This window comes from Pantoea sp. MBD-2R (genome assembly GCF_039134845.1).
In the GTDB taxonomy this organism is placed as follows: Bacteria; Pseudomonadota; Gammaproteobacteria; order Enterobacterales; family Enterobacteriaceae; genus Erwinia.
Map to the genome: position 1 here is coordinate 184,920 of NZ_CP152417.1, position 21,453 is coordinate 206,372.

Sequence of the window (21,453 nt, forward strand, 5' to 3'; positions counted from 1 at the left end):
CTAATATACATTACAACTTATAGCAAACCGATTTAAACCAGGCCTAAAAATTTATTTTTTCGGACTCATATTTTTTCTTCCGTCTGGGGCTATCAACGATGACAGAACAACCCAACCCGAAACTTCCTGTTGCGCGTGAAGCACAGGATGATATTCGTGCGCTCGAAAAGGCTTTTTCTTTACAGAACTGGCACTACATTGATATTGCGCGCCAGGAGAGGCTTGCCGGTATTTTAACCCGTTGGCCGCTGCTGGCGGAATTTGCTACTGCTGTACAGATCAAGAGTCAGCAATGACGGTTATTGCACTTCAGGGCGTACGGGGCGGAACAGGTACCAGCTCGTTAACCGCAGCGTTTGCATGGGCGTTAAGCCAGCTGGGTGAAAGCGTGATAGCGGTGGATTTATCACCTCATAATTTGCTACGAATGCATTTTAATATGCCTTTTGAGCAGCCTCGCGGCTGGTTACGTGCCGCGTTTGACAACGGTCCATGGCAGCAAAGCGCGCTGCGCTATACGCCCGATTTAGATTTTATCCCGGCGGGTCAGTTAAACGAGTCCGAACGTCTGGCCTTTGCCAGCCAGTCTGCGCGGTATAGCGAGGCCTGGGCTGAACAGCTTGCCGAACTCAAAGCAAGCTATGCCTGGATCCTGCTGGATTTGCCCGCTGAAGATACACCCTGGACGCGCGCCATGCTGGCGCTGGCCGATCGGGTTATTAACGTCGTGGTGCCGGATGCGAACTGTCATATCCGACTGCATCAGCAGACTTTCCCTGCGAATACGCTGTTTTTACTGAATCAATTCTCCTCAGTGAGCAAAGCGCAGCAGGATCTTCATCAGTTATGGTTTAACAGCCTGCACAATTTGATTCCATTGACTATTCATCGTGATGAAGCCGTAGCCGAAGCGCTGCTAAACAAGCAGCCTTTGGGGGAATATCGTCCGCAGAGTCTGGCGGCTGAAGGAATGGTGACCTTCGCCAACTGGGCGCTGATTAACCTGCGAGAGAAAGCGTAATGGCGCCGTTACGTTGGCTTTTGACCGCGCCCGCAATGACCGCGCTACAACAGCGCTATGTGGGTTATCGTAGCCACGGCGCTCCGGCGTTCACGGCGGTCATCCAGTGCTTCTGGGTCATACTGGGCTGGACTGTGCTGCGTTTTGAAACGCCCGCCTGGCAACGGGTATTGCATCAGCGTCGGCGGCTTTATCCACACATTTCCCCGGAGCGCCCACGCCCGGCGGATATTCTGCGCTTTTTGCTGCAAAGCCTCTGGCTGCTGCTGGTGATGCCCGTTGGCGGTATGACCTTTAACGAGCGTGCCGGACAACTGACGTTAAGAAACCTGCGTCAGCGCATATATAACTGGCTGGGAAAACTGCCGGAACGGGCTGAAGCTCGTGGCCTGGAAAAAAGCGTCGAAGGGCGGATTCGACGTATCAATCCGCTCCTTCGCAAATGCCTGTTTGGCCTTGCCGTGGTGATAGCCACGGCGCTGGCGATCCTCTGTATTTCGCAACCGTTCGATCTGTTCACGCAGTTTATTTTTGTGCTGCTGCTGTGGGGCGTGGCAATGGTAGTGCGTCGTATTCCAGGACGCTTGTCCACCATGATGCTCATCGTGCTGTCACTGACAATTTCCTGTCGCTATTTGTGGTGGCGCTATACCTCAACGCTGAACTGGGACGATCCGGTGAGCCTGACGTTCGGCGTGCTGCTGATCGCGGCGGAGACCTATTCGTGGGTCGTATTGATTCTGGGTTACTTTCAGACGCTGTGGCCGCTTAATCGTCCGCCTGTCTCCATGCCTGAAGATGTCAGTAGCTGGCCAACGGTCGATCTGCTGGTGCCTACTTATAACGAGCCGTTGAGCGTGGTAAAGCCGTCGCTCTATGCCGCGCTGGGTATCGACTGGCCGAGAGACAAAATCAATATCTATGTGCTGGATGATGGCAATCGTGCGGAATTTCGCGAGTTCGCCGCCGAAATTGGCGTGCATTATATTGCCCGACCGACGCATGAGCACGCTAAAGCGGGCAATATTAACCATGCCTTGCGTACGGCCTGCCGCAGCGAATTCGTCTCTATTTTTGACTGTGACCACGTGCCAACACGCTCGTTCTTACAGATGGCTTTGGGCTGGTTTGTCAAAGATCCGAAACTGGCGATGTTACAGACGCCGCACCACTTCTTTTCGCCCGATCCTTTTGAACGTAACCTGGGACGTTTCCGCCGTACTCCCAATGAAGGCACGCTGTTTTATGGTCTGGTGCAGGACGGGAACGATGTCTGGGATGCTGCCTTTTTCTGTGGTTCCTGTGCGGTTATCCGCCGTACGGCGCTGGATGAGATCGGCGGCATTGCCGTTGATACCGTTACTGAAGATGCGCACACTTCGCTGCGTCTGCACCGTAAGGGTTACACCTCAGCCTATATCCGTATTCCACAGGCAGCCGGGCTGGCAACGGAAAGTTTGTCGGCGCATATCGGCCAGCGTATTCGCTGGGCGCGAGGCATGGTGCAGATCTTCCGCCTTGATAATCCGCTGATGGGAAAAGGACTGAAGCTGGTGCAGCGACTCTGTTATGCCAACGCCATGCTGCACTTTTTATCCGGTATTCCACGGCTGATATTTTTGCTCGCACCGCTGGCTTACCTGCTGTTTCATGCCTACATCATTTTTGCTCCGGCGTTGGCGATCGCTATTTTTGTACTGCCGCATATGATGCATACCAGTTTGACGAACTCCCGTATTCAGGGTCGCTGGCGACACTCCTTCTGGAGCGAGGTGTACGAAACCGTGCTGGCCTGGTATATCGCCAGACCCACGACCGTCGCGTTATTTAATCCACATAAAGGGAAATTTAACGTGACTGCGAAAGGCGGTTTGGTTGAGCAACAGCATCTCGACTGGGTTATCACCCGGCCCTACATGTTTCTGGTGCTGATCAACGTCGCGGGTATCCTCGCCGCCTTCTGGCGTCTGCATTACGGCCCGCCGAACGAAGTACTGACGGTTATCGTCAGTGCGGTTTGGGTTATCTACAACATGATTATTCTTGGCGGTGCGGTAGCGGTTTCCGTGGAAGCGCGCCAGCTACGTGAATCACACAGGGTAGAAATTGCGATGCCTGCGGCGCTGGCTCGTGAAGATGGGCATATGTTGCCCTGCACGCTGCGTGACTATTCCGACGGCGGGGTTGGGCTTGAGCTGCGTGAAGAAAACCTGCTGAACGAAAACGAAAAGGTCTGGCTGCTGCTGCGTCGGGGCCAGCAGGAGTTCAGTTTCCCTTGCTATGTGCAGCGCACCTTCGGACGCCGGGCGGGGATCCGTCTGCACAAGTTGACCACGGAACAGCATGTTGAATTTATCCAGTGCACTTTTGCCCGCGCCGATACCTGGGCGCTGTGGCAGGACAGTTTTCCGGAAGATAAACCGATGCAGAGTTTTGCAGACATCATGGTGCTGGGCTTTAAGGGTTATCTGCGGCTGGCCGAATACGGGCCGAAGCCGCTGCGCAAATTATTTAGTGCATTAACGAGCCTGACAGGCTGGTTAGTTTCATTTTTCCCTAAGGGTGTCGGCCGTCCTGAGCCGGCTTCCCTCTGACGTAACGTTGATGATGATACGATGACAAGAAAATTAAGCTGGTTCACTGCTTTCCTGATGGGCGTTATGCCGCTGACCCACGCGGCAGCGGAAACGCCCGTGAGTCCAATGGTCAACGCTGACTCGTCCGCCGGTACCGGTTCTGAGCAGGCCAGTCTCGATTCTGCCGCTCCGGTGCGCGATGTGACACAAACCTTTGCCCAAATTGCGCCGCCGCCCGGGACGTTTAATTTGCAGGGGACGCGCCCACAGGGACAGATTGAATTTGGCGTGCGCAGTGATGAAGTGGTGACCAAAGCGCTCCTCACGCTAAGCTATCGCCCTTCGCCTTCTCTGCTGCCCGCCATGTCACATTTGAAGGTGTATCTCAACGATGAAATGGTTGGACTGGTGCCGCTAAGCCAGGATCAGCTGGGTAAAACCAACCAGATCCAGCTGCCGCTCGATCCGCGCTTTATTGGTGATTTTAACCGCGTCCGTATGGAGCTGGTTGGCCACTATTCTAATCTTTGCGAAAACCCGGCTAACAGCGCTATCTGGCTGGATATTGGCAAAGAGAGCTCGCTGGCGCTGACGTTGCAAAAACTGCCGGTGCAGGACGATCTGTCCCATTTCCCCGAGCCATTTTTCGACTCGCGTGACGGCCGCCCACTGAATTTACCGGTGGTATTTGCCGATGCGCCTGATTTAGGTCAACAGCGCGCTGCTGCGGTGCTGGCTTCCTGGTTTGGGACGAAAGCAGACTGGCGCGGTCAGTCTTTCCCGGTACTTTATAATCAGTTGCCCAACCAGCAACATGCGGTGGTTTTCGCGACCAATGATAAGCGGCCCGATTTCCTGCAAGGCCTGCCGCCGGTCGACAAACCTACCGTCGCCATCGTTAACCAGCCGCAGAATCCTTATGAAAAGATGCTGCTGATTCTGGGCCGTGATGATAACGATCTGCTGCAAGCGGTACAGGGTATTGCTCAGGGTGAGAGGCTGCTGCGTGGGCAAAGCGCTACCGTCGATGCGGTGAAAGAGCTCGAACCGCGTAAACTTTACGATGCGCCAAACTGGGTGCGAACCGACCGTCCAACGACCTTTGGTGAGCTAAAGCAGTTCCAGGGGCAGCTGCAAAGCGATGGTATGCAGCCGAACCCAATTGCACTGACGCTGAAGCTGCCGCCGGATCTTTTCCTTGTACGTGCTCGCGGCATCGATATGAACCTCAATTATCGCTACACCTCGCCGGTGCAGGATGATGGGTCAAGAATGGCCGTTAATCTGAATAACCAGTTTGTGCAGGATTACCCGCTACCGCGCAAACAGGACAACAGCAAACAGCTGCTGCGTCTTCCGCTGGTACAGGGACTGCTGGACGGCAGCACTCAGCTTACTATCCCGGCCTTGCGCCTGGGTGTGGTCAACCAGCTGCGTTTCGATTTCGACTATGCCAGCCTGTTTATTGGCGGCACCTACAACAACGCTACCAATGAAGGGCGCTGTGAGACGGTCACCACCGTGCCAAATCATGTGGTGATTGAGGATAATTCGACCATCGATTTCTCCGGCTATCGGCATTTTATCGAAATGCCATCGCTGCGCGCCTTCGCCAATGCGGGCTTCCCATTCAGCCGCAATGCGGATTTAGCCCAAACGCTGGTGCTGGTTAATGACCGTCCTGAAGCGGATAAGGTCAGTGCCTTGCTGAACACATTGGGCAATATTTCGGCGCAAACGGGCTTCCCGGCGCTGAAAGTACAGATGAGCGATGACTGGAGCAAAGCGAAGGATCAGGATACCGATCTGTTAATGATCGGTGCTCTCCCACAGGAGCTGAAGGACGACAGCAAGATTAATTTGCTGGTAGATAAGGCGAAAAGCTGGGTAAACAAACCGAACCGGCAGAATGATTTCGCCAGCAACCCTACTTCATCTGACGATCTGCGTGCAGAGAGCAATACAACGATCAGCTCGACAGGCCCGATGGCCGCTATCATCAGTTTCCAGTCGCCTTTCCACGACCAGCGTAGCGTGGTGGCGCTGTTGGCAGATAGTCCAGGAGCGTGGAAGCTGCTCAATAGTGCGCTGATTGACAGCGACAAACGGGCCGCCATCTTTGGATCGGCCTCGATTATTCGTGAATCGGGTGTGAACAGCCTGCGCGTTGGCGATACCTGGTGGGTAGGCCATTTGCCATGGTGGGAGCGGGTGTGGAATGCATTAGCCACCCATCCGGTGATGCTGGCTCTGTTTGCGGCGATAGTGGTAATCCTGTTTGCTCTGCTGGTCTGGCGCTTGATGCGCAGCATAAGCCGTCGCCGTCTGGGTGATGAGGATGATTTATAGTGAAGCCGCTGCATAACCTGATCCTGCCCGCGCTGTTGCTGCCGTTAAGCGGTGCGGCGCTGGCGGCGCCGGCCGAAGTGGCACCGGTTGACTGGCTGCTCCAGCAGGTGCGGGTCGGTGAAGCGACCAATAAAACCGAGCTGGTCAGCCAGTCGCTCTACCGGCTGGAAAAAATTGCGCCCAACAATCCTCAGGTCCTGGCGGCACAAATTCGGCTGTCTCTGCGTCAGGGACAGCAGGCGAAAGCGCAGGAGCAGCTGAATGCGCTAAAAAAAATTGCGCCGGATGCCGCAGCGACGCATCAGGCTGAGGCCAGTCTGATGCTGGTTTCCGACAGCGGGCGGCAGCAGTTGCAACAGGCAAGACTGCTGGCAACGGCCGGGCATCTGGTCGAAGCTCGCGCGGCATGGGACACGCTTTTTCATGGCGTTTTTCCTTCCAACGACATCGCGCTGGAATACTGGCGGCTGGTGGCTCGCCTGCCTGGACAGGAAGGCCCGGCACTGACACAACTTGAAGCACTGGATCGCGATGCGCCAGGTAGCATCAACGTCAAAATGGCCATTGCGCAAATGCAGCTCAGCCAGAACAATCGGGCCGCCGCACTTAAACAGTTGCAGGCGGTGGCGGCCGATCCGGCTGGCCGTAATCAGGCTGCCGAGCTATGGCTTAGCGACATCAAATCACAACCGGTCACGCCAGAAACCGTGGCGCAGTTAAAAAATTATCTGGTGACCTTCTCCAGTGATAAACCGCAGACGGATGGTCAGGCTGAGCTGGAACGGCAGGAAAAAATGCTGGCGGATCCGGCTTACCAGCAGCGTCTGCGTGGTTTAGCGCTGATCGACAAAGGGGAAAGTTCCGCAGCGATTCCTGCACTTCGGGCGGCTTTACAGGCCAGTCCGAACGATGCCGATCTGTTGGGGGCGATGGGTCAGGCGCTGGCGCGAGCAAATAACCGCGAAGCGGCAGCGGGCTATTTCCAGCGCGCGATCGAGGCAGATGCACAAGGCACCGATATTGATAAGTGGCGGAGCCTGCAAAAGTCGAATCAGTACTGGCTGGCTATTGCGGCAGGCGATAAAGCGCTGGCGGCAGGCGACAGCAAAGGGGCGACGCGCAGCTACCAACAGGCCCGTGAGCTGGATAGCAGCGACGGCTATGCCCCGATCGGGTTAGGTGATGTGGCGCTGGCACAACAAAATGCCGCCGCCGCAGAGATGATGTTCCGCCAGGCGCTACGCATCGATCCGGACAATACCACGGCAATCCAGCGGCTGGTGGGCATTTATCAACAGCAGTCGCCGGAAAAAGCGATGGCGTTTATTAACGGTTTGCCCGCTTCGCAGAAACGCGCGCTGGGCACTACGTTGTCCAGCCTGCGCAGCAGCACGCTGAGTAGCGAAGGGGATAAGCTGGCTGCGGCGGGCCGCTGGCAGCAGGCTGCGGATCGGTATCGCGAGGCACAGCAGGGCGCCCCGGATGATGTCTGGCTGAATTATCGCCTGGCCGGTGCCCTGCGTCAGGCGGGCCAGCTTCAGGCCGCCGATCAACAGATGGCGGCCATGGCCCGACAGCAGCCTGGGGTGGTAACGCAGGTTTATGCCCAGGCGCTTTATCTCTCCAGCAGCGACCGTGCAGAGGCTGCCCTCCAGCAGCTTCATGCCTTACCTGCTGAAAAGTGGGACAGCAATATAAAAGATCTTAATGCTCGTCTGGAGACGGATGCCGCTATCGCTAAGGCAAATACGCTGCGTGCCAGCGGCCAGGAAGATCAGGCCGTAGCGTTGCTCAACCAGCTTCCCCCTTCATCGCGTATTGCGTTGACGCAAGCCGACTGGGCAATGGAGCGCGGCGACACGGAACAGGCGCTGCAACGTTATCGCGACGTGGGTGCCAAAGACCCGCAGAATAACGACGCCCGGCTGGGCGAAATCGAAGCGCTGATTGCGTTAAAGGCGTTACCCGAAGCCAAAGAGCGGCTGAAAGCGTTGCCTGCGGCTGTGGCAGATGAGAGCGTGAATAGCGGACGGCGCGTGGCCAATGCCGAACAGGGCGTTGATGAGCCGGGCCGCGCTGCTGCCATTTTCGCTCTCCTGAAGCCGAAAGCCGTCAAAGAAAGCCCCTCGCAAAGTAGCGCGCTGGTTTTTCGCGACGCTGCCCGGCTTGAAGCCAGCCAGGGCCAGCCCGCCGCCGCCCAGCTCGATTATCAACAGGCGATGCTTGCCAGCGGGATAACCACCACGCCACCAAAAGGTTACATTGATTACACACGCCTGACCCGCAATAACAGCTTTGATGACTGGCTGAAGCGTGGGATCCGCAGTGATGCCGCCGATCTGGCCCGTCAGCAGGACACCACGCTCACGATGGAAGAAAACTACGGCAGAAATAAAGGTACTGGCGGTATTTCTGATTTTACTGCGCATACCACCATGCTGGAGGCTAAAACCCCGATCGCGGCGGGCACCGGTATTTTCCGGCTGGATAACGTTGATCTTTCCGCAGGGACTTTCGCCCGCAACAGCAGCGGCAACAGCGAAGAGAATTTTGGCACCTGTGCCAACGACGATGCCGTATGTAACCGCGATTTCCGTCAGCACCAGAACGGCACCAGTATCGGCGTCGGTTATAACAGCGAGAAATGGTCTGCTGATATAGGCACCACGCCGCTGGGCTTTACCGTCACCAACTGGGTCGGGGGATTCACCTGGAATACGGCAATGAAAGACATTGGCGTATCCCTGACCGCTTCCCGCCGCCCAATCTCCAGTTCGCTGCTGGCCTATGCCGGCGCGCGCGATCCGAATATGGCCAGCGGCAAAACCTTCGGCGGCGTCATTGCGACCGGCGGCAGCGTGGGTCTTAGCTACGATAAAGGCAATGCCAACGGCGTCTGGGCGGATATCAGCGCCCATCAGATCACCGGCGAAAACGTCAAAGATAACTCCCGTGAGCGTTTGATGGCGGGCTATTACTATAAGCTGATTAATGAAGGCAATCGGCGTGCCACTATCGGCCTGAACGGTATGCTTTGGCACTACGAGCGGGATCTGAGTGACTATTCGCTTGGCCAGGGCGGTTATTACAGCCCCCAGAGCTATAAGTCACTATCGGTGCCGTTAACTTACCGCCAGCGCACGGAAAACTGGTCGTGGGATGTCGGCGGTTCGGTTTCCTGGTCCCATACGAAAACGCGCGGCCAGTCACGTTATCCCCTGAATTTTGGCGCGTTAACCAGCGATAACCCTGCGGGCAGTGACAGCAGCAGTAGCGGTTTCGGCTATACGCTACAGGCGGCGATCGAACGACGGCTCAGTGCGCACTGGACGCTGGGTTTAGGCGTGGATATTCAGCAAGCGAAAGATTACACCCCGAGCCACGGGATGCTCTATGTGCGTTATTCGATGGCGGGCTGGGAGGGTGATTTGGATCTGCCACTCCAGCCTTTAACGCCATACGCTGACTGGAAATAGTGTAAATTGCGCCGTTGCGTCGCGAAAAACGGATAATGACCCTCGGAAAAGCCTTAATCCGCAGCATGCAATACGTCATAGCTTAACAAGCGGCCCTCATACGATATACTCAGGGCTGTTTTTGCTGCCCGTCCGTGGCAGCATTCAGTTTTGCGGAGAACAGGCTTGCGCGTTAGTCGTTCGTTAACGATAAAGCAGATGGCGACGGTATCAGGCGTTGCGGTGGTCACCATCTGTATTTTTATCGTGATTCAGCTTTTCCATTTTGTGCAGCAGCGCAGGATAGACTATGCCCAGCAGATGGAAAATATCGCGCATACCGTGCGCCAGCCGCTGTCGCAGTCGGTGCTGAAAGCCGATATTCGCCAGGCCGGGCGCATTCTCGACTCGCTGAAGCCAGCGGGTATTCTTGCCCGGGCGGAAGTCGTTCTGCCTAACGGATTACAGGCATTACACAGCGATTTTGAGCCGGAAAGGCCGGTGCCAAAACTGATCGCCCGGATTTTTGAACTGCCGGTACAAATCTCCGTGCCGCTTTACTCTGTTGAACCTGCGAATCCTAAACCGCTGGCCTGGCTTGTGTTACAGGCTGATTCATGGCGGGTGTACCAGTTTATCCTGAGTGCGCTTTCCACCATGGTGACCACCTATTTGCTGCTGGCGCTGATCCTCTCGGTCGCCATTAGCTGGTGTATTAATAAACTGATCGTGCGTCCGCTGCGCCGCATTGCTAAAGAGCTGCACGATCTGCCGCCGCAGGAAGCGATCGGTCATCAGCTGGCGCTACCCGACCGGCATCGCGATGACGAACTGGGCATGCTCATTCGCAGCTATAACTACCAGCAGCAGATTGTGGAAACGGTGCATGATGAAATGAGCCGGTTAACCACGCGTGTTGCGCTGACCAATTTGCCTAACAAAGCTCTGTTCCTGGCGCTGTTAGAACAGCACCTGCAAACGGTGGGGCACGACGATTCTTTCACGGTGATGGTGCTGCGCATTGAAACCTTGCAGGAAGCCAATGGCGTGGTGACTGATGAGCAGCGCGACGCGCTGTTGTTGACGCTGCTGGATAAAATTCGTAATTGCATTGATACCCATACGCTGGTCGGTCAACTGTCCGGCAGCGACCTGGTACTGTTAGTGAAGCGGGCTAACAATCCGTTTCGCGCGATGCGGCTGGCGCGCTTGCTGATGCTGCGACTGAACCAGCCGGTAGCGCTGCAACAGATGCAGCTGCGACCGAATATCAGCATCGGGCTGGCGCAGCGTAATGATGAACATCTGTCTGCGCAGGATTTTCTGAGCCGCGCTGCGTCGGCAATGATGTCGGCACGGCATCAGGGAAAAAATCAGATCCTGTTCTTCGACCCGGCCATGATGGAGCGGGCGCATAAACGCCTGACGCAGGAACACGATATTTTACAGGGGCTGGCTGACGAGCAGTTCTCACTGTTCCTTCAGCCGCAGGTCGATATGCAAACCGGTGAGCTGGCGGGTGCAGAAGCGTTGCTGCGCATGCGCATGCCCGACGGCAGCTGGAGCCTGCCTGAAGAGCTCATTGTCAATGCAGAAGAGATTGGCGTAATGGGTTCACTGGGACGCTGGGTGCTGGAAGAATCCTGCCGCGTGCTGGCAGCCTGGCAGAAGCGGGGAATTAAACTGCCGCTGAGCGTTAATATCTCGGCAACCCAATTACGTGAGCCGGACATGGTGGCGCATGTTCAGGCGTTGATTCAGCGCCATCAAATTTGTCCGGGTAGCCTGATGTTGGAAATTACGGAAACGGCGCAGATAGGCGAGCCGGAGCTGGCGCTGCGTTTGTTAAAAGAGTTGCAGCAGGTTGGCGTTTCGATCGCCCTTGACGATTTTGGCATGGGCTACGCGAACCTGAACTGGCTCAGCCAGTTTAAATCGTTGCCGGTTAGCAAGCTGAAGATGGATCGCAGCTTTGTGTGCGAATTGCCTGACGACGATACGATGGTACGCATCGTGGCGGCGATTGCCGGCATTATCAAACTGGAAGTGATTGCTGAAGGCGTGGAAACCAGCGAACAGCGCGACTGGCTGCTGGCGCGCGGCATCCGCATCGGTCAGGGCTATCTTTATTCTGAAGCGCTGTCGGTTGACGCCTTCAACGATCGGTACTTTACGGAAAGCGCTCAGGCATAAAACTCGCCTGCTTTATCCTCCTCTCCTTCAGTTCGTTGCCGTCAGTGCAGCGGCTGAAGTGATTCAGCTCATAAAATCGCATGCTGCCTGTTGGTAATAGATATGAGGTTATATCAATCCCGTTAATGGGGTGTTATTTTTTGCCCTCATGTTGACTATAACAACAGCAATGTCACCCGCCATCCAGGCCGTAACGGATATTTTATGAAAACTTCCCTGTTTAAAAGCCTCTATTTTCAGGTATTAACCGCTATCGCTGTCGGCGTCCTGCTGGGTCACTTTTATCCCGAGCTGGGTGCTCAGATGAAACCGCTGGGCGACGCTTTCGTTAAGCTAATTAAAATGATTATCGCGCCGGTTATCTTTTGCACCGTCGTGACCGGCATTGCGGGCATGGAAAGCATGAAGGCCGTTGGCCGGACGGGCGCGGTGGCGCTGCTCTATTTTGAAGTTGTCAGTACGATCGCCCTGATTATTGGGCTGGTGGTGGTCAACGTTCTTCAGCCTGGCGCGGGGATGAACGTCGATCCTGCCACCCTGGATGCGAAAGCCGTAGCGGTATATGCACAGCAGGCTGAGCAGCAGGGTATTGTCGCTTTTCTGCTGGATATTATTCCTGGCAGCGTGATCGGCGCCTTCGCCAGCGGCAATATTCTTCAGGTGCTGCTGTTTGCCATTCTTTTTGGCTTTGCGCTGCACCGCATGGGCGACAAGGGCACGCTGGTCTTTAACTTTATCGACAGCTTCTCCAGAGTCATCTTCGGTATTATCAATATGATCATGCGCCTGGCGCCGATCGGTGCCTTTGGTGCCATGGCCTTTACCATTGGTAAATATGGCGTCGGCTCGCTGGTCCAGCTGGGTCAGTTGATTATTTGCTTCTACATCACCTGCCTGCTGTTCGTGGTGGTGGTGCTCGGGCTGATCGCCCGCGTCACCGGCTTTAATATCTTTAAATTTATTGCCTATATCAAAGAAGAACTGCTAATCGTGCTGGGAACGTCCTCCTCTGAATCCGCGCTGCCACGCATGCTGGATAAGATGGAGAAGCTGGGCTGCAAAAAATCCGTTGTGGGTCTGGTTATCCCAACCGGTTATTCGTTCAACCTGGACGGCACCTCAATTTATCTGACGATGGCGGCGGTGTTTATCGCTCAGGCCACCAATGCGCATATGGATATCCTGCATCAGATTACGCTGTTGGTTGTGCTGTTGCTGTCGTCAAAAGGCGCAGCGGGCGTCACCGGGAGCGGGTTTATCGTGCTGGCCGCGACGCTCTCCGCCGTCGGTCATTTACCGGTGGCGGGCCTGGCGTTGATTCTCGGCATCGACCGTTTTATGTCCGAGGCGCGTGCGCTCACCAACCTGGTTGGCAACGGCGTCGCGACCATCGTGGTAGCAAAATGGGTCGATCAGCTGGATGAGAAACAGCTAAAACAGACGCTGAACGCGGGTAAAAAGCCAAAAAAGCTGTCTGAAAATCAGCTTTAAGCCGTTAAATCAGTAAATATCCCTTCAAATGCCCGCCGTGACTTGCCCTCACGGCGGGCATTTGCATAATAACCCCCAACGTTTTTCGTCATTTTTCACTTTCCGGTGGGACATCCCCGCCGTCGTGTGGTCTAAGAAGCTGTCCGTCCTAAAATAGCGGCTTCCCTGCGTGTGCAGCAGGCCGTAGATCACCAGTGATTTTTTTTGGTTTGTGATTGAGTAGGGGTTCACATGCAGGGCACCAGAATGGGTTATTTAGTTGGTGGAATTTTGCTGGCGATTGTCAGCAGTACTGTGCAGGCTGAAACACTCCAACCCGATCCCGCCTGGCAGCAGGGAAAGCTGGATAATGGCTTTCGCTGGCAGGTGCTGACAACGCCACAGCGTCCCAGCGACCGCGTTGAAGTCCGCCTGCTGGTTGATGCCGGTTCGCTGGAGGAAAATACCCAGCAGACGGGATACAGCCATTTATTACCGCGTTTAGCTTTGGTGCATAACGCGAAGCTTGATACCGCCCAGCAGCGCGCGCTGTGGCAGCAAAGCATCAATCCGGATCGCCCGCAGCCGCCGGCCGTCACGTCTTACGATTACACGCTCTATACGCTTAGCCTGCCCAATAACCGCCCTGAAGTGCTGAAAGAAGCCATGAACTGGCTGGCGGCCACCGTTGGCGACATGGCAATCAACGAACAGACGGTAAATACGGCGCTGAACGCGGACGATCCTATCGCGACCTGGCCAGGCAACCCGCACGATCTGTGGTGGCGCTATCGCCTGAAAGGTTCAACGCTGTTGGGGCATGATCCTCTTGCGCCAGTCAGCGTGCCGGTCGATCTTGAAAAGCTTAATGCGTTTTATAAACAGTGGTATACGCCTGATGCCATGACGCTGTTTGTGGTCGGCAACGTTGAAGGGCGGGGCCTGGTCGAGCAAATCAATAAAACTTTCTCGCCGCTACAGGGGAAACGAGACGTGCCGTCACCGGTACCTACGCTTTCTCCTCTACCACAACAGCCGATTAACCTGGCGAGCGACAATCTCAGCCAGGATCGCCTGTCGCTGGTGTGGGATAACCCATGGCAACCCATTCGTGACTCGCAAAACCTGCTGCGCTACTGGCAGAGTGACCTGGCCCGTGAGGCGCTGTTCTGGCATGTTCAGCGTGTGTTGAGCGATAACAAAGCGCAGAAAGTGCAGGTCGGTTTTGACTGCCGGGTACTTTATCAGCGTGCGCAGTGTACGATTAATCTGGATGCGGACAACTCGTCGTTAGCCAGCAACCTTAGCCTGGTGGCGCATGAGATGGCCAATATCCGTGATAACGGTCTGCCGCAGGAAGAGTTTGATGCGCTGATGGCGCAAAAAACCGCTGAATTAAACAAGCTGTTTGCAACTTATGCGCGCACCAATACCGATGTGCTGATGAACCAGCGTTTGCGTTCGCAACAAAATGCCGTAGTGGATATTGCGCCTGAACAGTATCAGAAACTGCGTCAGGGTTTTCTGTCGGCGCTGACGCTGCAAATGATGAATCAGGAACTGAAGCAGCAGCTGTCGCAGGATCTCACCATGGTACTGATGCAGCCGCAGGGCGAAGCAGAAACCAATGTGCAGACTCTGCATGACAGCTGGCAAAAGATCATGGCTCCTGCCGCAGAAACTGTCCCGACGGTGGATGAAATCAAGCCGGAAGTCTCTGATATTCCCGCATCACAGAACTGACCGCGCCCCGGTATTCAGCAGGATACCGGGGCCGTTTATTTCGTGCCTTCACCACACACGGGCGCGCAGCCACTCATTGACCAACATCGGCCAGCTTGCCAGGGGCAGATCGGCAACGTTGCGAATGCCAAAGCCGTGCCCGCCTTTCTCATAGAAGTGCAGTTCGCTGGGAACACCATGTTCTCTGAGCGCGCTAAACATCACCATACTGTTGTTAATCGGTACAGATTCATCATTAACTGCATGGATCAATAACGTTTGTGGCGTTTGATCCGTGACGCGGGTTTCCATTGAATACCCATCAATTTCTCGTTGGGTGGGATGCTCGCCTAATAAACGCAGCCGCGAGCCTGCATGAGCCAGCCCTTCACGCATGCTGATTACCGGATAGAGCAGCACCAGCGCATCAGGCCGGGCAGCCAGTGAATCGGCAATGTCCTGCACCGGATAGAGTTTCTCCGCGAAGCGGGTGCCGACGCTGGCCGCGACATGTCCACCAGCCGAAAAACCCATCATGACAATACGTTTGCCATTCAACCCACGTGCCGCCCGATGACGTAATACGCGTACTGCCCGTTGCGCATCCGCCAGCGGCGCATCGGCCGCTTCATGGTGTCCATCCTGCGGGAAACGGTAGGTCATGACCGCCAGCGTGTAGCCCATGGCGGTAAAAAACATCGCCAGCGCGCTCCCTTCTTTATCGATCATAATGCGTTCAAAGCCGCCGCCTGGTGCCACCAGCAGCGTCACGCCGTTAGACGTCTCGGGATACCAGAAAGCCAGCTCGGGACAGCGAACGCCGGAAGCAGCACGGTCAAAAGGCTCATATTCTTTCGCCAGGTCGATAATTTGCGGACGCGCCCGCGAATCACTGGCGCCAGGCGCCTCGCCTTGTGGCCAGATATTAACAATTTCAGTTTTCATAGGCATTCCTGCTTATCATTATTTTAAAGTATAGGCGAGCCCGAAAAATAACCGGTACTATTATTCTTCCCGCTGTAATAACCGCAGCATTGCCGATTTATAAAGATGGCGTCCAGTATTTAACGTCAATCCAGCGCAGTTTCAGACTTTGTCCAGGGTCCAATTTTAACATCATTAGTCAGCGTAGCTTTCATTATCAGAAACGCGTTTAAAAATAAGAGTGATTGAAATTTTATTAATTTAATCAACAGGTTGTTTTTCTGTGTGCGATGAAGGCTGCGTGAGGGGCTAAGGTTAATGGCCCGCCGGTTTTAATTTAATAAGTCAAATATTCTGACTTTTCTCAAATTTTTCATAACAACCCGGATTCAGCTGTCCATGCTATTAGCCGTGCCTGTATTGGCTCGCTCTGTAACGATAATAAGGAAGGAAGATGGAGAGTTTTCTGCACGTGTCAGAGTTTAATGCAACTAAAGAGGAATAATGCATTAATTGCAGCGAGCTGGCTCGCAAAGCATTATTTACTTTGTTTCATAATACGTTTTGCCACTGTACAGTCCGGCTTCTGTTCTCCCAGGGATAAGGGAGAAATCCAGAGCATAAGCCCAATCAGGCTGGATTATTTTTCTGAGGCAGGGATGATGAAGAAAGAAAAAACGTTACCAACACCCCACGACGCTACCTTCAGGCTGTTTCTGAGTAATCTGGAGACGGCCAGAGATTTTATGGAACTGCATTTGCCGCAGGAACTACGGAAGCTGTGCGATCTGAACACGCTTCACCTGGAGTCGGGTAGCTTTGTTGAGGATGATTTACGGCCTTATTACAGCGACGTGCTCTACAGTCTGCAAACGCTGAGCGGCGAAAGCTACATTCACGTGCTTATTGAACATCAGAGCAGTCCCGACAGGCATATGGCATTCAGGCTGATGCGTTATGCGATTGCGGCCATGCAGCGCCATCTTGATGCAGGGCATAAACAACTGCCGCTGGTCATTCCAATGCTTTTCTACACCGGTAAACGCAGTCCATACCCTTATCCCATGAATTGGCTACAGGCGTTTGAAAATCCTCAGATGGCGAAACGACTCTACTGTAGTGGCTTTTCTCTGGTTGATATTACCGTGATCCCTGATGATGAGATCATGCAGCACCGTCGTATGGCTGCGCTGACGCTGTTGCAAAAACATATTCATCAACGCGATCTGGCGAAGCTTATGGACCGGCTGGTCACGCTTCTGATGGCTGGTCAACTTACCCGCCAGCAGGTAATATCGCTGGTAAACTATATCGCGCAGGCAGGCGAAACGGCGGATGCGGGTACCTTTGTTCGCGAACTGGCACATCGGGTGCCACCACATGGAGATGAACTGATGACCATTGCACAACAGCTGGAACAGAAGGGCATTGAAAAGGGCCGTAAGGAAGAAGCGCTCAAAATAGCCTTTACGATGTTAAAAAAAGGTCTCGATCGTAATATGGTTAAAGAAGTTACCGGCTTATCTGAAAAAGAATTAGCACAATTTCAGCACTGATTTAGCTGCGGGCGTGGAAAACCATGACAGCGCCACACCTTTGCAGCGCTGTGGATCGCTTCATGGCAGCTACTGCGGCATTGCCGTCAGCGGAATGATAGCGCCGCGATGCTGAATAACCGTACTGGCCGTCAGATGACCGCGCTGCGCCGCCTCTGAAGCGCTGCCGCCGCTGAGACGTACGGCCAGATAGCCCGCGCTAAACGAATCCCCGGCGGCGGTTGTATCGACCACGCTGGCGGCGGGTAATGTTATGGCAGGCACCTCGACGACCGCTTCCCCGGCTAAAGATATCAGACAAGATTCAGCGCCCCGTTTAATCACCACCTCACTAACGCCAGCGGCATGCGTGCGGGCGATAACCTGATTCAACGGCGCTTCGCCCCAGAGCAAGGTTTCATCATCCAGCGTCAAAAAAGCGATATCCGTATGCGCCAGCATCCGTTGGTAAGCGTCCTGACTCTCTTTTACCGAAGCCCACAGCCGTGGACGGTAATTATTGTCGAAAATGATTTTCCCGCCACGCTGTCGACAGTCAGCCAGCAACGCCAGCAGTTTTTCTCTGCTTTGCGGACTAAGAATGGCAAGGCTGATACCGCTCAGGTAGAGATAATCAAAGCTGGCCAGCTGCTGACAGATTTCTTCAGCACCTTCGCTTTCCAGCCAGAAACGCGCAGCGGCATCGTTTCGCCAGTAGTAAAACGTCCGCTCACCGCGTGCATCGGTTTCGATGACGTATAAACCTGGCAGCTTATCCTCCATGCGTTGAATGAGCGCGGTTTGCACCTTTTCCTGCTGCCAGGCGGCAAGCATTTCACTGCTGAAACTGTCTGTCCCTAACGCGGTGACATAATGGACGCTAAGCTGGTCAGCGACCTGTCGGGCAATATAAACGGCGGTATTCAACGTATCACCACCAAAACCGCGGCTCAGGCCGGTTTCTCTCTGGGAAAGTTCGATCATACATTCGCCAATAACGGCGATATTTTTCGTTGTCATGGTCATCAACCCGTTACATTTTTGCTCTAGTCTCGCTGTGCAGACGGTTTGAGTCAATATTTTAAAACGCTGTTTTATTTTTATAAAGCGCGCTTTTTTAGCTGCAAAAAACGTTTTCAGCTGAAATAAAGCTTAATGATGCCACCGCTATTGTGATGAATTTTCGCCATAAAGTTATGCAACAGAATGCCGATACTGAGTGCACGGGAGCCCCGATTGGAACATCTAACAAAGGAACACACCATGGTGCTGAAGAATGTCAGTCACCGGCTTCCTCCCTCAATTGTTGTTCATGAACAGCAAGAAGAACGCCTGTACTGGCAGCAATGTCAGCGCATTTATACGTTCCAGCCTATCTACCGGGTAACCGGCAGCCTGATGGCAATTGAGTTGCTCACCGCGGTTCATCACCCGTCCGCACCGAGTCAGAGGTTATCGCCGGAAGCCTATTTTGCTGCGCTGGAGCCGGTAGAACGGCTAAAAATCATTTACGAACAGCTTGAACTGTTAGAGACGTGGCAGCCAAAATTGACCGCGGCGAACGTGGTGGCCTCCGTCAATATTGATGGTCCAACGCTACAGGCAGTGGAGCACGATCCGACTATTCGCCAGTTAATCGCCCGTTGCCCGTGGGTTCGCTTTGAACTTGTGGAGCATCAAAGCCTGCCGCAGGAAGCGCTAATTGCGAGGGTTCCGGAACTGGGGCCGCTGTGGCTGGATGACTTTGGCTCAGGCATGGCCAATTTTTCAGCGCTGTCGGAATTAAAGTACGACTACATTAAGCTGGCGCGCGAACTGTTTATTCTGCTGAGAAAATCAGAAGAAGGCCGCAACCTGTTTAACATGCTGCTGGCGCTGATCAATCGTTATTGTAAAGGCGTTATTGTCGAAGGCGTTGAAACCCTCGAAGAGTGGAATCAGGTGCAGAACTCTTACGCTTGTGCCGCTCAGGGATACTATTTCGCCCGGCCCATGCCTTTTGATCAGTTAGAGTCGCTGCCGCTCACTCTGGCGTGATGCCGTTTCCTGTTCTCTCGACTATCTTTAACAGAAAGCCGAAGCGAGCAAGGAGATGAGGAATGTCGCGTACGGGAAAAGTAATTAGCTGGATTGTCGGGATTTTTTTGTTGTTGGTTGTGATAGTGGTCATTGTGATCGCCACGTTTGACTGGAACCGCCTTAAGCCAACCATCAACCAGAAAGTCTCAACTGAGCTGAATCGTCCATTTGCCATTCGTGGCGATTTAGGCGTCGCCTGGGAGCGCAATCGTGATGAACCCGGCTGGCGCAGCTGGGTGCCATGGCCGCACGTCCATGCTCAAGATATTATGCTGGGCAATCCGCCTGCAATTGATGATATCACGATGGTTCATTTGCAGCGCGTGGATGCCACACTGGCGCCGCTGGCACTGCTGCATAAAGAAGTCTTTATTCCCTGGATCAAACTACAGCAGCCAGATGCCAGGCTTATTCAAACCGCGGATGCTAAAAACAACTGGACCTTTGATCTGGCGGCCAGCGACGCGGCTCAGCCTGAACAGGCGCCATCAGCCTGGTCTTTCCGTCTGGATAACATCCTGTTCGACCGTGGGCTGATAGCGTACCGCGATGCAATTAACAAAGCAGATGTTAAGGTTACCGTCGATCCGCTGGGCAAGCCTGTCCCTTATGCGCAGGTGGCGGGCAGTAAAGATGACGCGAGCCAGAAGGGCGCTTCGGACTTTGTTTTTGGCTGGAAGGCGAGCGGGACCTATAACGATGAGAAGCTGACCGGCGACGGTAAAATTGGCGGTATGCTCTCATTACGCAGCAAAACCAATCCCTTCCCAATACAAGCAGATGTGCGCAACGGCACAACACGCGTGCAGGTTGCGGGCAGTCTTCAGGATCCGATGAATCTGGGCGGGCTGGATATTCGCCTGCGTTTTTCCGGTGATACGCTCGCTAACCTGTACGGTTTGACCGGTATTCTGCTGCCGGATACGCCACCTTACGAAACCGATGGGCATCTGATTGCTCGCTTCCAGCAGAAAGGTGGCCCGGAGTTCCGCTATAACAACTTTAACGGGCACATCGGCGATAGCGATATCCATGGCTCAATGACCTATACCCAAAGCAAACCACGTCCTAAATTAACCGGCTCGCTGGAATCGCGTCAGCTGCGCATGGCGGATTTAGGCCCGCTGATTGGGGTGAAGTCAGGTAAAGGCAGTGAAAAAACCGAGCAGGCCAAAGCCAAACGCGGCGATGCGGCCAGCCAGCCTTCCGATCGCGTACTGCCTCATGACAAGTTTGATACTAAAAACTGGGACGTGATGGATGCCGACGTTAAATTCAGCGGCAAACGCATTGAGCACAGTAATTCCCTGCCGCTCAGCGATCTCTACACGCATCTGATCCTGAAAAATGGCGACTTGTTACTCGATCCGCTGCGCTTTGGCGTGGCAGGCGGTAATCTTAACTCAACGATTCATATGGAAGGCGACCGGACGCCGATGCGCGCTCGCGCCGATCTCCATGCCAGAAATCTAAAACTGAAACAGCTGTTTAGCGGCGTAAGTGCAATGCAAAACAGCATGGGACAAATCAACGGCGATGCCACGCTAAAGGGAACCGGTAACTCGGTGGCGGATATTCTGGCAACCAGCGATGGTCAGGTAAAAATGCTGATGAACGATGGCGTGATCAGCCGCAGCCTGATGGAAATCGTCGGGTTGAACGTGGGTAATTACGTGGTTGGGAAATTGTTTGGTGATGATGAAGTGCGTATCAACTGTGCGGCTGCGGATCTGAATGTGGCTAACGGCGTTGCCTCCAGCAAGCTGTTTGTTTTTGATACTGAAAACGCGGTAATCAACATCAGCGGCACGACGAACTTTGCCAACGAACGGATGGACCTCTCGATCAATCCTGAAAGTAAAGGCGTGCGTATTATTACGCTGCGCTCGCCGCTGTACGTGCGCGGCACCTTCAAAAATCCAGACGCGGGTGTCAAAGCCGGGCCGTTACTTGCACGTGGTGCAGCCGCGGTGGCGCTGGGGGCCGTCGTTGCGCCTGCTGCTGCGCTACTGGCGCTGATTTCGCCAAGCGATAACGAGCAGAATCAGTGCGTAAACGTGCTTCAGGATATGAAGAAAAAGTGATCGTAAGGCGTCGCTATCGGACGTTTTATGCGGCGTTTGAGGCAA

At 54.4% G+C, this 21,453-nt stretch carries 13 protein-coding genes; 11 read left to right on the plus strand and 2 right to left on the minus strand.

Translation table 11 applies throughout. The features are described 5' to 3' along the window. The first annotated feature begins 98 nt into the window (after positions 1 to 98). The 8 genes from bcsR to AAGQ96_RS00790 all read left to right on the plus strand — a co-directional run bounded on the left by bcsR (position 99) and on the right by AAGQ96_RS00790 (position 14,807). A complete protein-coding gene (gene bcsR, locus AAGQ96_RS00755; protein WP_147193806.1) occupies positions 99 to 296 on the plus strand; it encodes a cellulose biosynthesis protein BcsR in 198 nt (65 codons plus the stop codon). Then, complete coding sequence (gene bcsQ, locus AAGQ96_RS00760; protein WP_342754596.1) at positions 293 to 1,021, plus strand: cellulose biosynthesis protein BcsQ; 729 nt, start codon at positions 293 to 295, stop codon at positions 1,019 to 1,021. Before bcsR ends, bcsQ begins: the two co-directional genes overlap by 4 nt. Next, a complete protein-coding gene (gene bcsA / locus AAGQ96_RS00765; protein ID WP_342754597.1) occupies positions 1,021 to 3,615 on the plus strand; it encodes a UDP-forming cellulose synthase catalytic subunit in 2,595 nt (864 codons plus the stop codon). The genes bcsQ and bcsA overlap by 1 nt, the downstream gene beginning before the upstream one ends. Positions 3,616 to 3,636: 21 nt before the next feature. Then, positions 3,637 to 5,946, plus strand: coding sequence for a cellulose biosynthesis cyclic di-GMP-binding regulatory protein BcsB (gene bcsB / locus AAGQ96_RS00770; RefSeq protein WP_342754598.1), 2,310 nt, complete (start codon positions 3,637 to 3,639; stop codon positions 5,944 to 5,946). Positions 5,947 to 5,954: 8 nt separating this feature from the next. Continuing rightward, positions 5,955 to 9,422, plus strand: a complete 3,468-nt coding sequence (bcsC, locus tag AAGQ96_RS00775; RefSeq protein WP_342755604.1) for a cellulose synthase complex outer membrane protein BcsC — start codon at positions 5,955 to 5,957, stop codon at positions 9,420 to 9,422. A gap of 165 nt (positions 9,423 to 9,587) precedes the next feature. Beyond that, on the plus strand, positions 9,588 to 11,594 hold the full coding sequence (hmsP, locus tag AAGQ96_RS00780; protein WP_147193814.1) for a biofilm formation regulator HmsP: 2,007 nt from the start codon (positions 9,588 to 9,590) through the stop codon (positions 11,592 to 11,594). Positions 11,595 to 11,798: 204 nt separating this feature from the next. Further along, the gene (locus tag AAGQ96_RS00785) at positions 11,799 to 13,085 is read left to right on the plus strand and encodes a dicarboxylate/amino acid:cation symporter (protein ID WP_147193816.1); all 1,287 of its coding nucleotides are present in this window, start codon (positions 11,799 to 11,801) and stop codon (positions 13,083 to 13,085) included. 231 nt (positions 13,086 to 13,316) lie between these two features. Continuing rightward, positions 13,317 to 14,807 carry a pitrilysin family protein gene (locus AAGQ96_RS00790; RefSeq protein ID WP_147193821.1) on the plus strand — a complete coding sequence of 497 codons (1,491 nt, stop codon included), beginning with the start codon at positions 13,317 to 13,319 and terminating at the stop codon, positions 14,805 to 14,807. Between the two features lie 48 nt (positions 14,808 to 14,855). Here the strand turns inward: AAGQ96_RS00790 and AAGQ96_RS00795 are convergent, their stop codons facing one another. After that, the gene (locus tag AAGQ96_RS00795; protein ID WP_147193823.1) at positions 14,856 to 15,731 is read right to left on the minus strand and encodes an alpha/beta hydrolase; all 876 of its coding nucleotides are present in this window, start codon (positions 15,729 to 15,731) and stop codon (positions 14,856 to 14,858) included. 638 nt (positions 15,732 to 16,369) lie between these two features. On the opposite strand from AAGQ96_RS00795, the gene AAGQ96_RS00800 reads away from it, so the two are divergent. After that, positions 16,370 to 17,266 carry an Rpn family recombination-promoting nuclease/putative transposase gene (locus AAGQ96_RS00800; protein ID WP_342754599.1) on the plus strand — a complete coding sequence of 299 codons (897 nt, stop codon included), beginning with the start codon at positions 16,370 to 16,372 and terminating at the stop codon, positions 17,264 to 17,266. A gap of 69 nt (positions 17,267 to 17,335) precedes the next feature. Here AAGQ96_RS00800 and AAGQ96_RS00805 read toward each other — a convergent pair whose 3' ends face one another. Next, positions 17,336 to 18,265, minus strand: coding sequence for a sugar kinase (locus AAGQ96_RS00805; protein WP_342754600.1), 930 nt, complete (start codon positions 18,263 to 18,265; stop codon positions 17,336 to 17,338). A 243-nt stretch (positions 18,266 to 18,508) separates the two neighbouring features. Here AAGQ96_RS00805 and pdeH point away from each other — a divergent pair, with 243 nt between their 5' ends. Both pdeH and AAGQ96_RS00815 read left to right on the plus strand, forming a co-directional pair. Then, complete coding sequence (gene pdeH, locus AAGQ96_RS00810; protein ID WP_147193829.1) at positions 18,509 to 19,282, plus strand: cyclic-guanylate-specific phosphodiesterase; 774 nt, start codon at positions 18,509 to 18,511, stop codon at positions 19,280 to 19,282. A 62-nt stretch (positions 19,283 to 19,344) separates the two neighbouring features. After that, the gene (locus AAGQ96_RS00815; protein ID WP_147193832.1) at positions 19,345 to 21,408 is read left to right on the plus strand and encodes an AsmA family protein; all 2,064 of its coding nucleotides are present in this window, start codon (positions 19,345 to 19,347) and stop codon (positions 21,406 to 21,408) included. The last annotated feature ends 45 nt before the right edge of the window (positions 21,409 to 21,453 follow it).

What these genes read in the sequence shown, in the direction of transcription:
- bcsR (WP_147193806.1), top strand. Translation starts at nt 99, where the DNA reads ATGACAGAACAACCCAACCCGAAACTTCCTGTTGCGCGTGAAGCACAG.
- bcsQ (WP_342754596.1), top strand. Translation starts at nt 293, where the DNA reads ATGACGGTTATTGCACTTCAGGGCGTACGGGGCGGAACAGGTACCAGC.
- bcsA (WP_342754597.1), top strand. Translation starts at nt 1,021, where the DNA reads ATGGCGCCGTTACGTTGGCTTTTGACCGCGCCCGCAATGACCGCGCTA.
- bcsB (WP_342754598.1), top strand. Translation starts at nt 3,637, where the DNA reads ATGACAAGAAAATTAAGCTGGTTCACTGCTTTCCTGATGGGCGTTATG.
- AAGQ96_RS00785 (WP_147193816.1), top strand. Translation starts at nt 11,799, where the DNA reads ATGAAAACTTCCCTGTTTAAAAGCCTCTATTTTCAGGTATTAACCGCT.
- AAGQ96_RS00790 (WP_147193821.1), top strand. Translation starts at nt 13,317, where the DNA reads ATGCAGGGCACCAGAATGGGTTATTTAGTTGGTGGAATTTTGCTGGCG.
- AAGQ96_RS00795 (WP_147193823.1), bottom strand. Translation starts at nt 15,731, where the DNA reads ATGAAAACTGAAATTGTTAATATCTGGCCACAAGGCGAGGCGCCTGGC.
- AAGQ96_RS00800 (WP_342754599.1), top strand. Translation starts at nt 16,370, where the DNA reads ATGATGAAGAAAGAAAAAACGTTACCAACACCCCACGACGCTACCTTC.
- AAGQ96_RS00805 (WP_342754600.1), bottom strand. Translation starts at nt 18,265, where the DNA reads ATGACAACGAAAAATATCGCCGTTATTGGCGAATGTATGATCGAACTT.
- pdeH (WP_147193829.1), top strand. Translation starts at nt 18,509, where the DNA reads ATGGTGCTGAAGAATGTCAGTCACCGGCTTCCTCCCTCAATTGTTGTT.
- AAGQ96_RS00815 (WP_147193832.1), top strand. Translation starts at nt 19,345, where the DNA reads ATGTCGCGTACGGGAAAAGTAATTAGCTGGATTGTCGGGATTTTTTTG.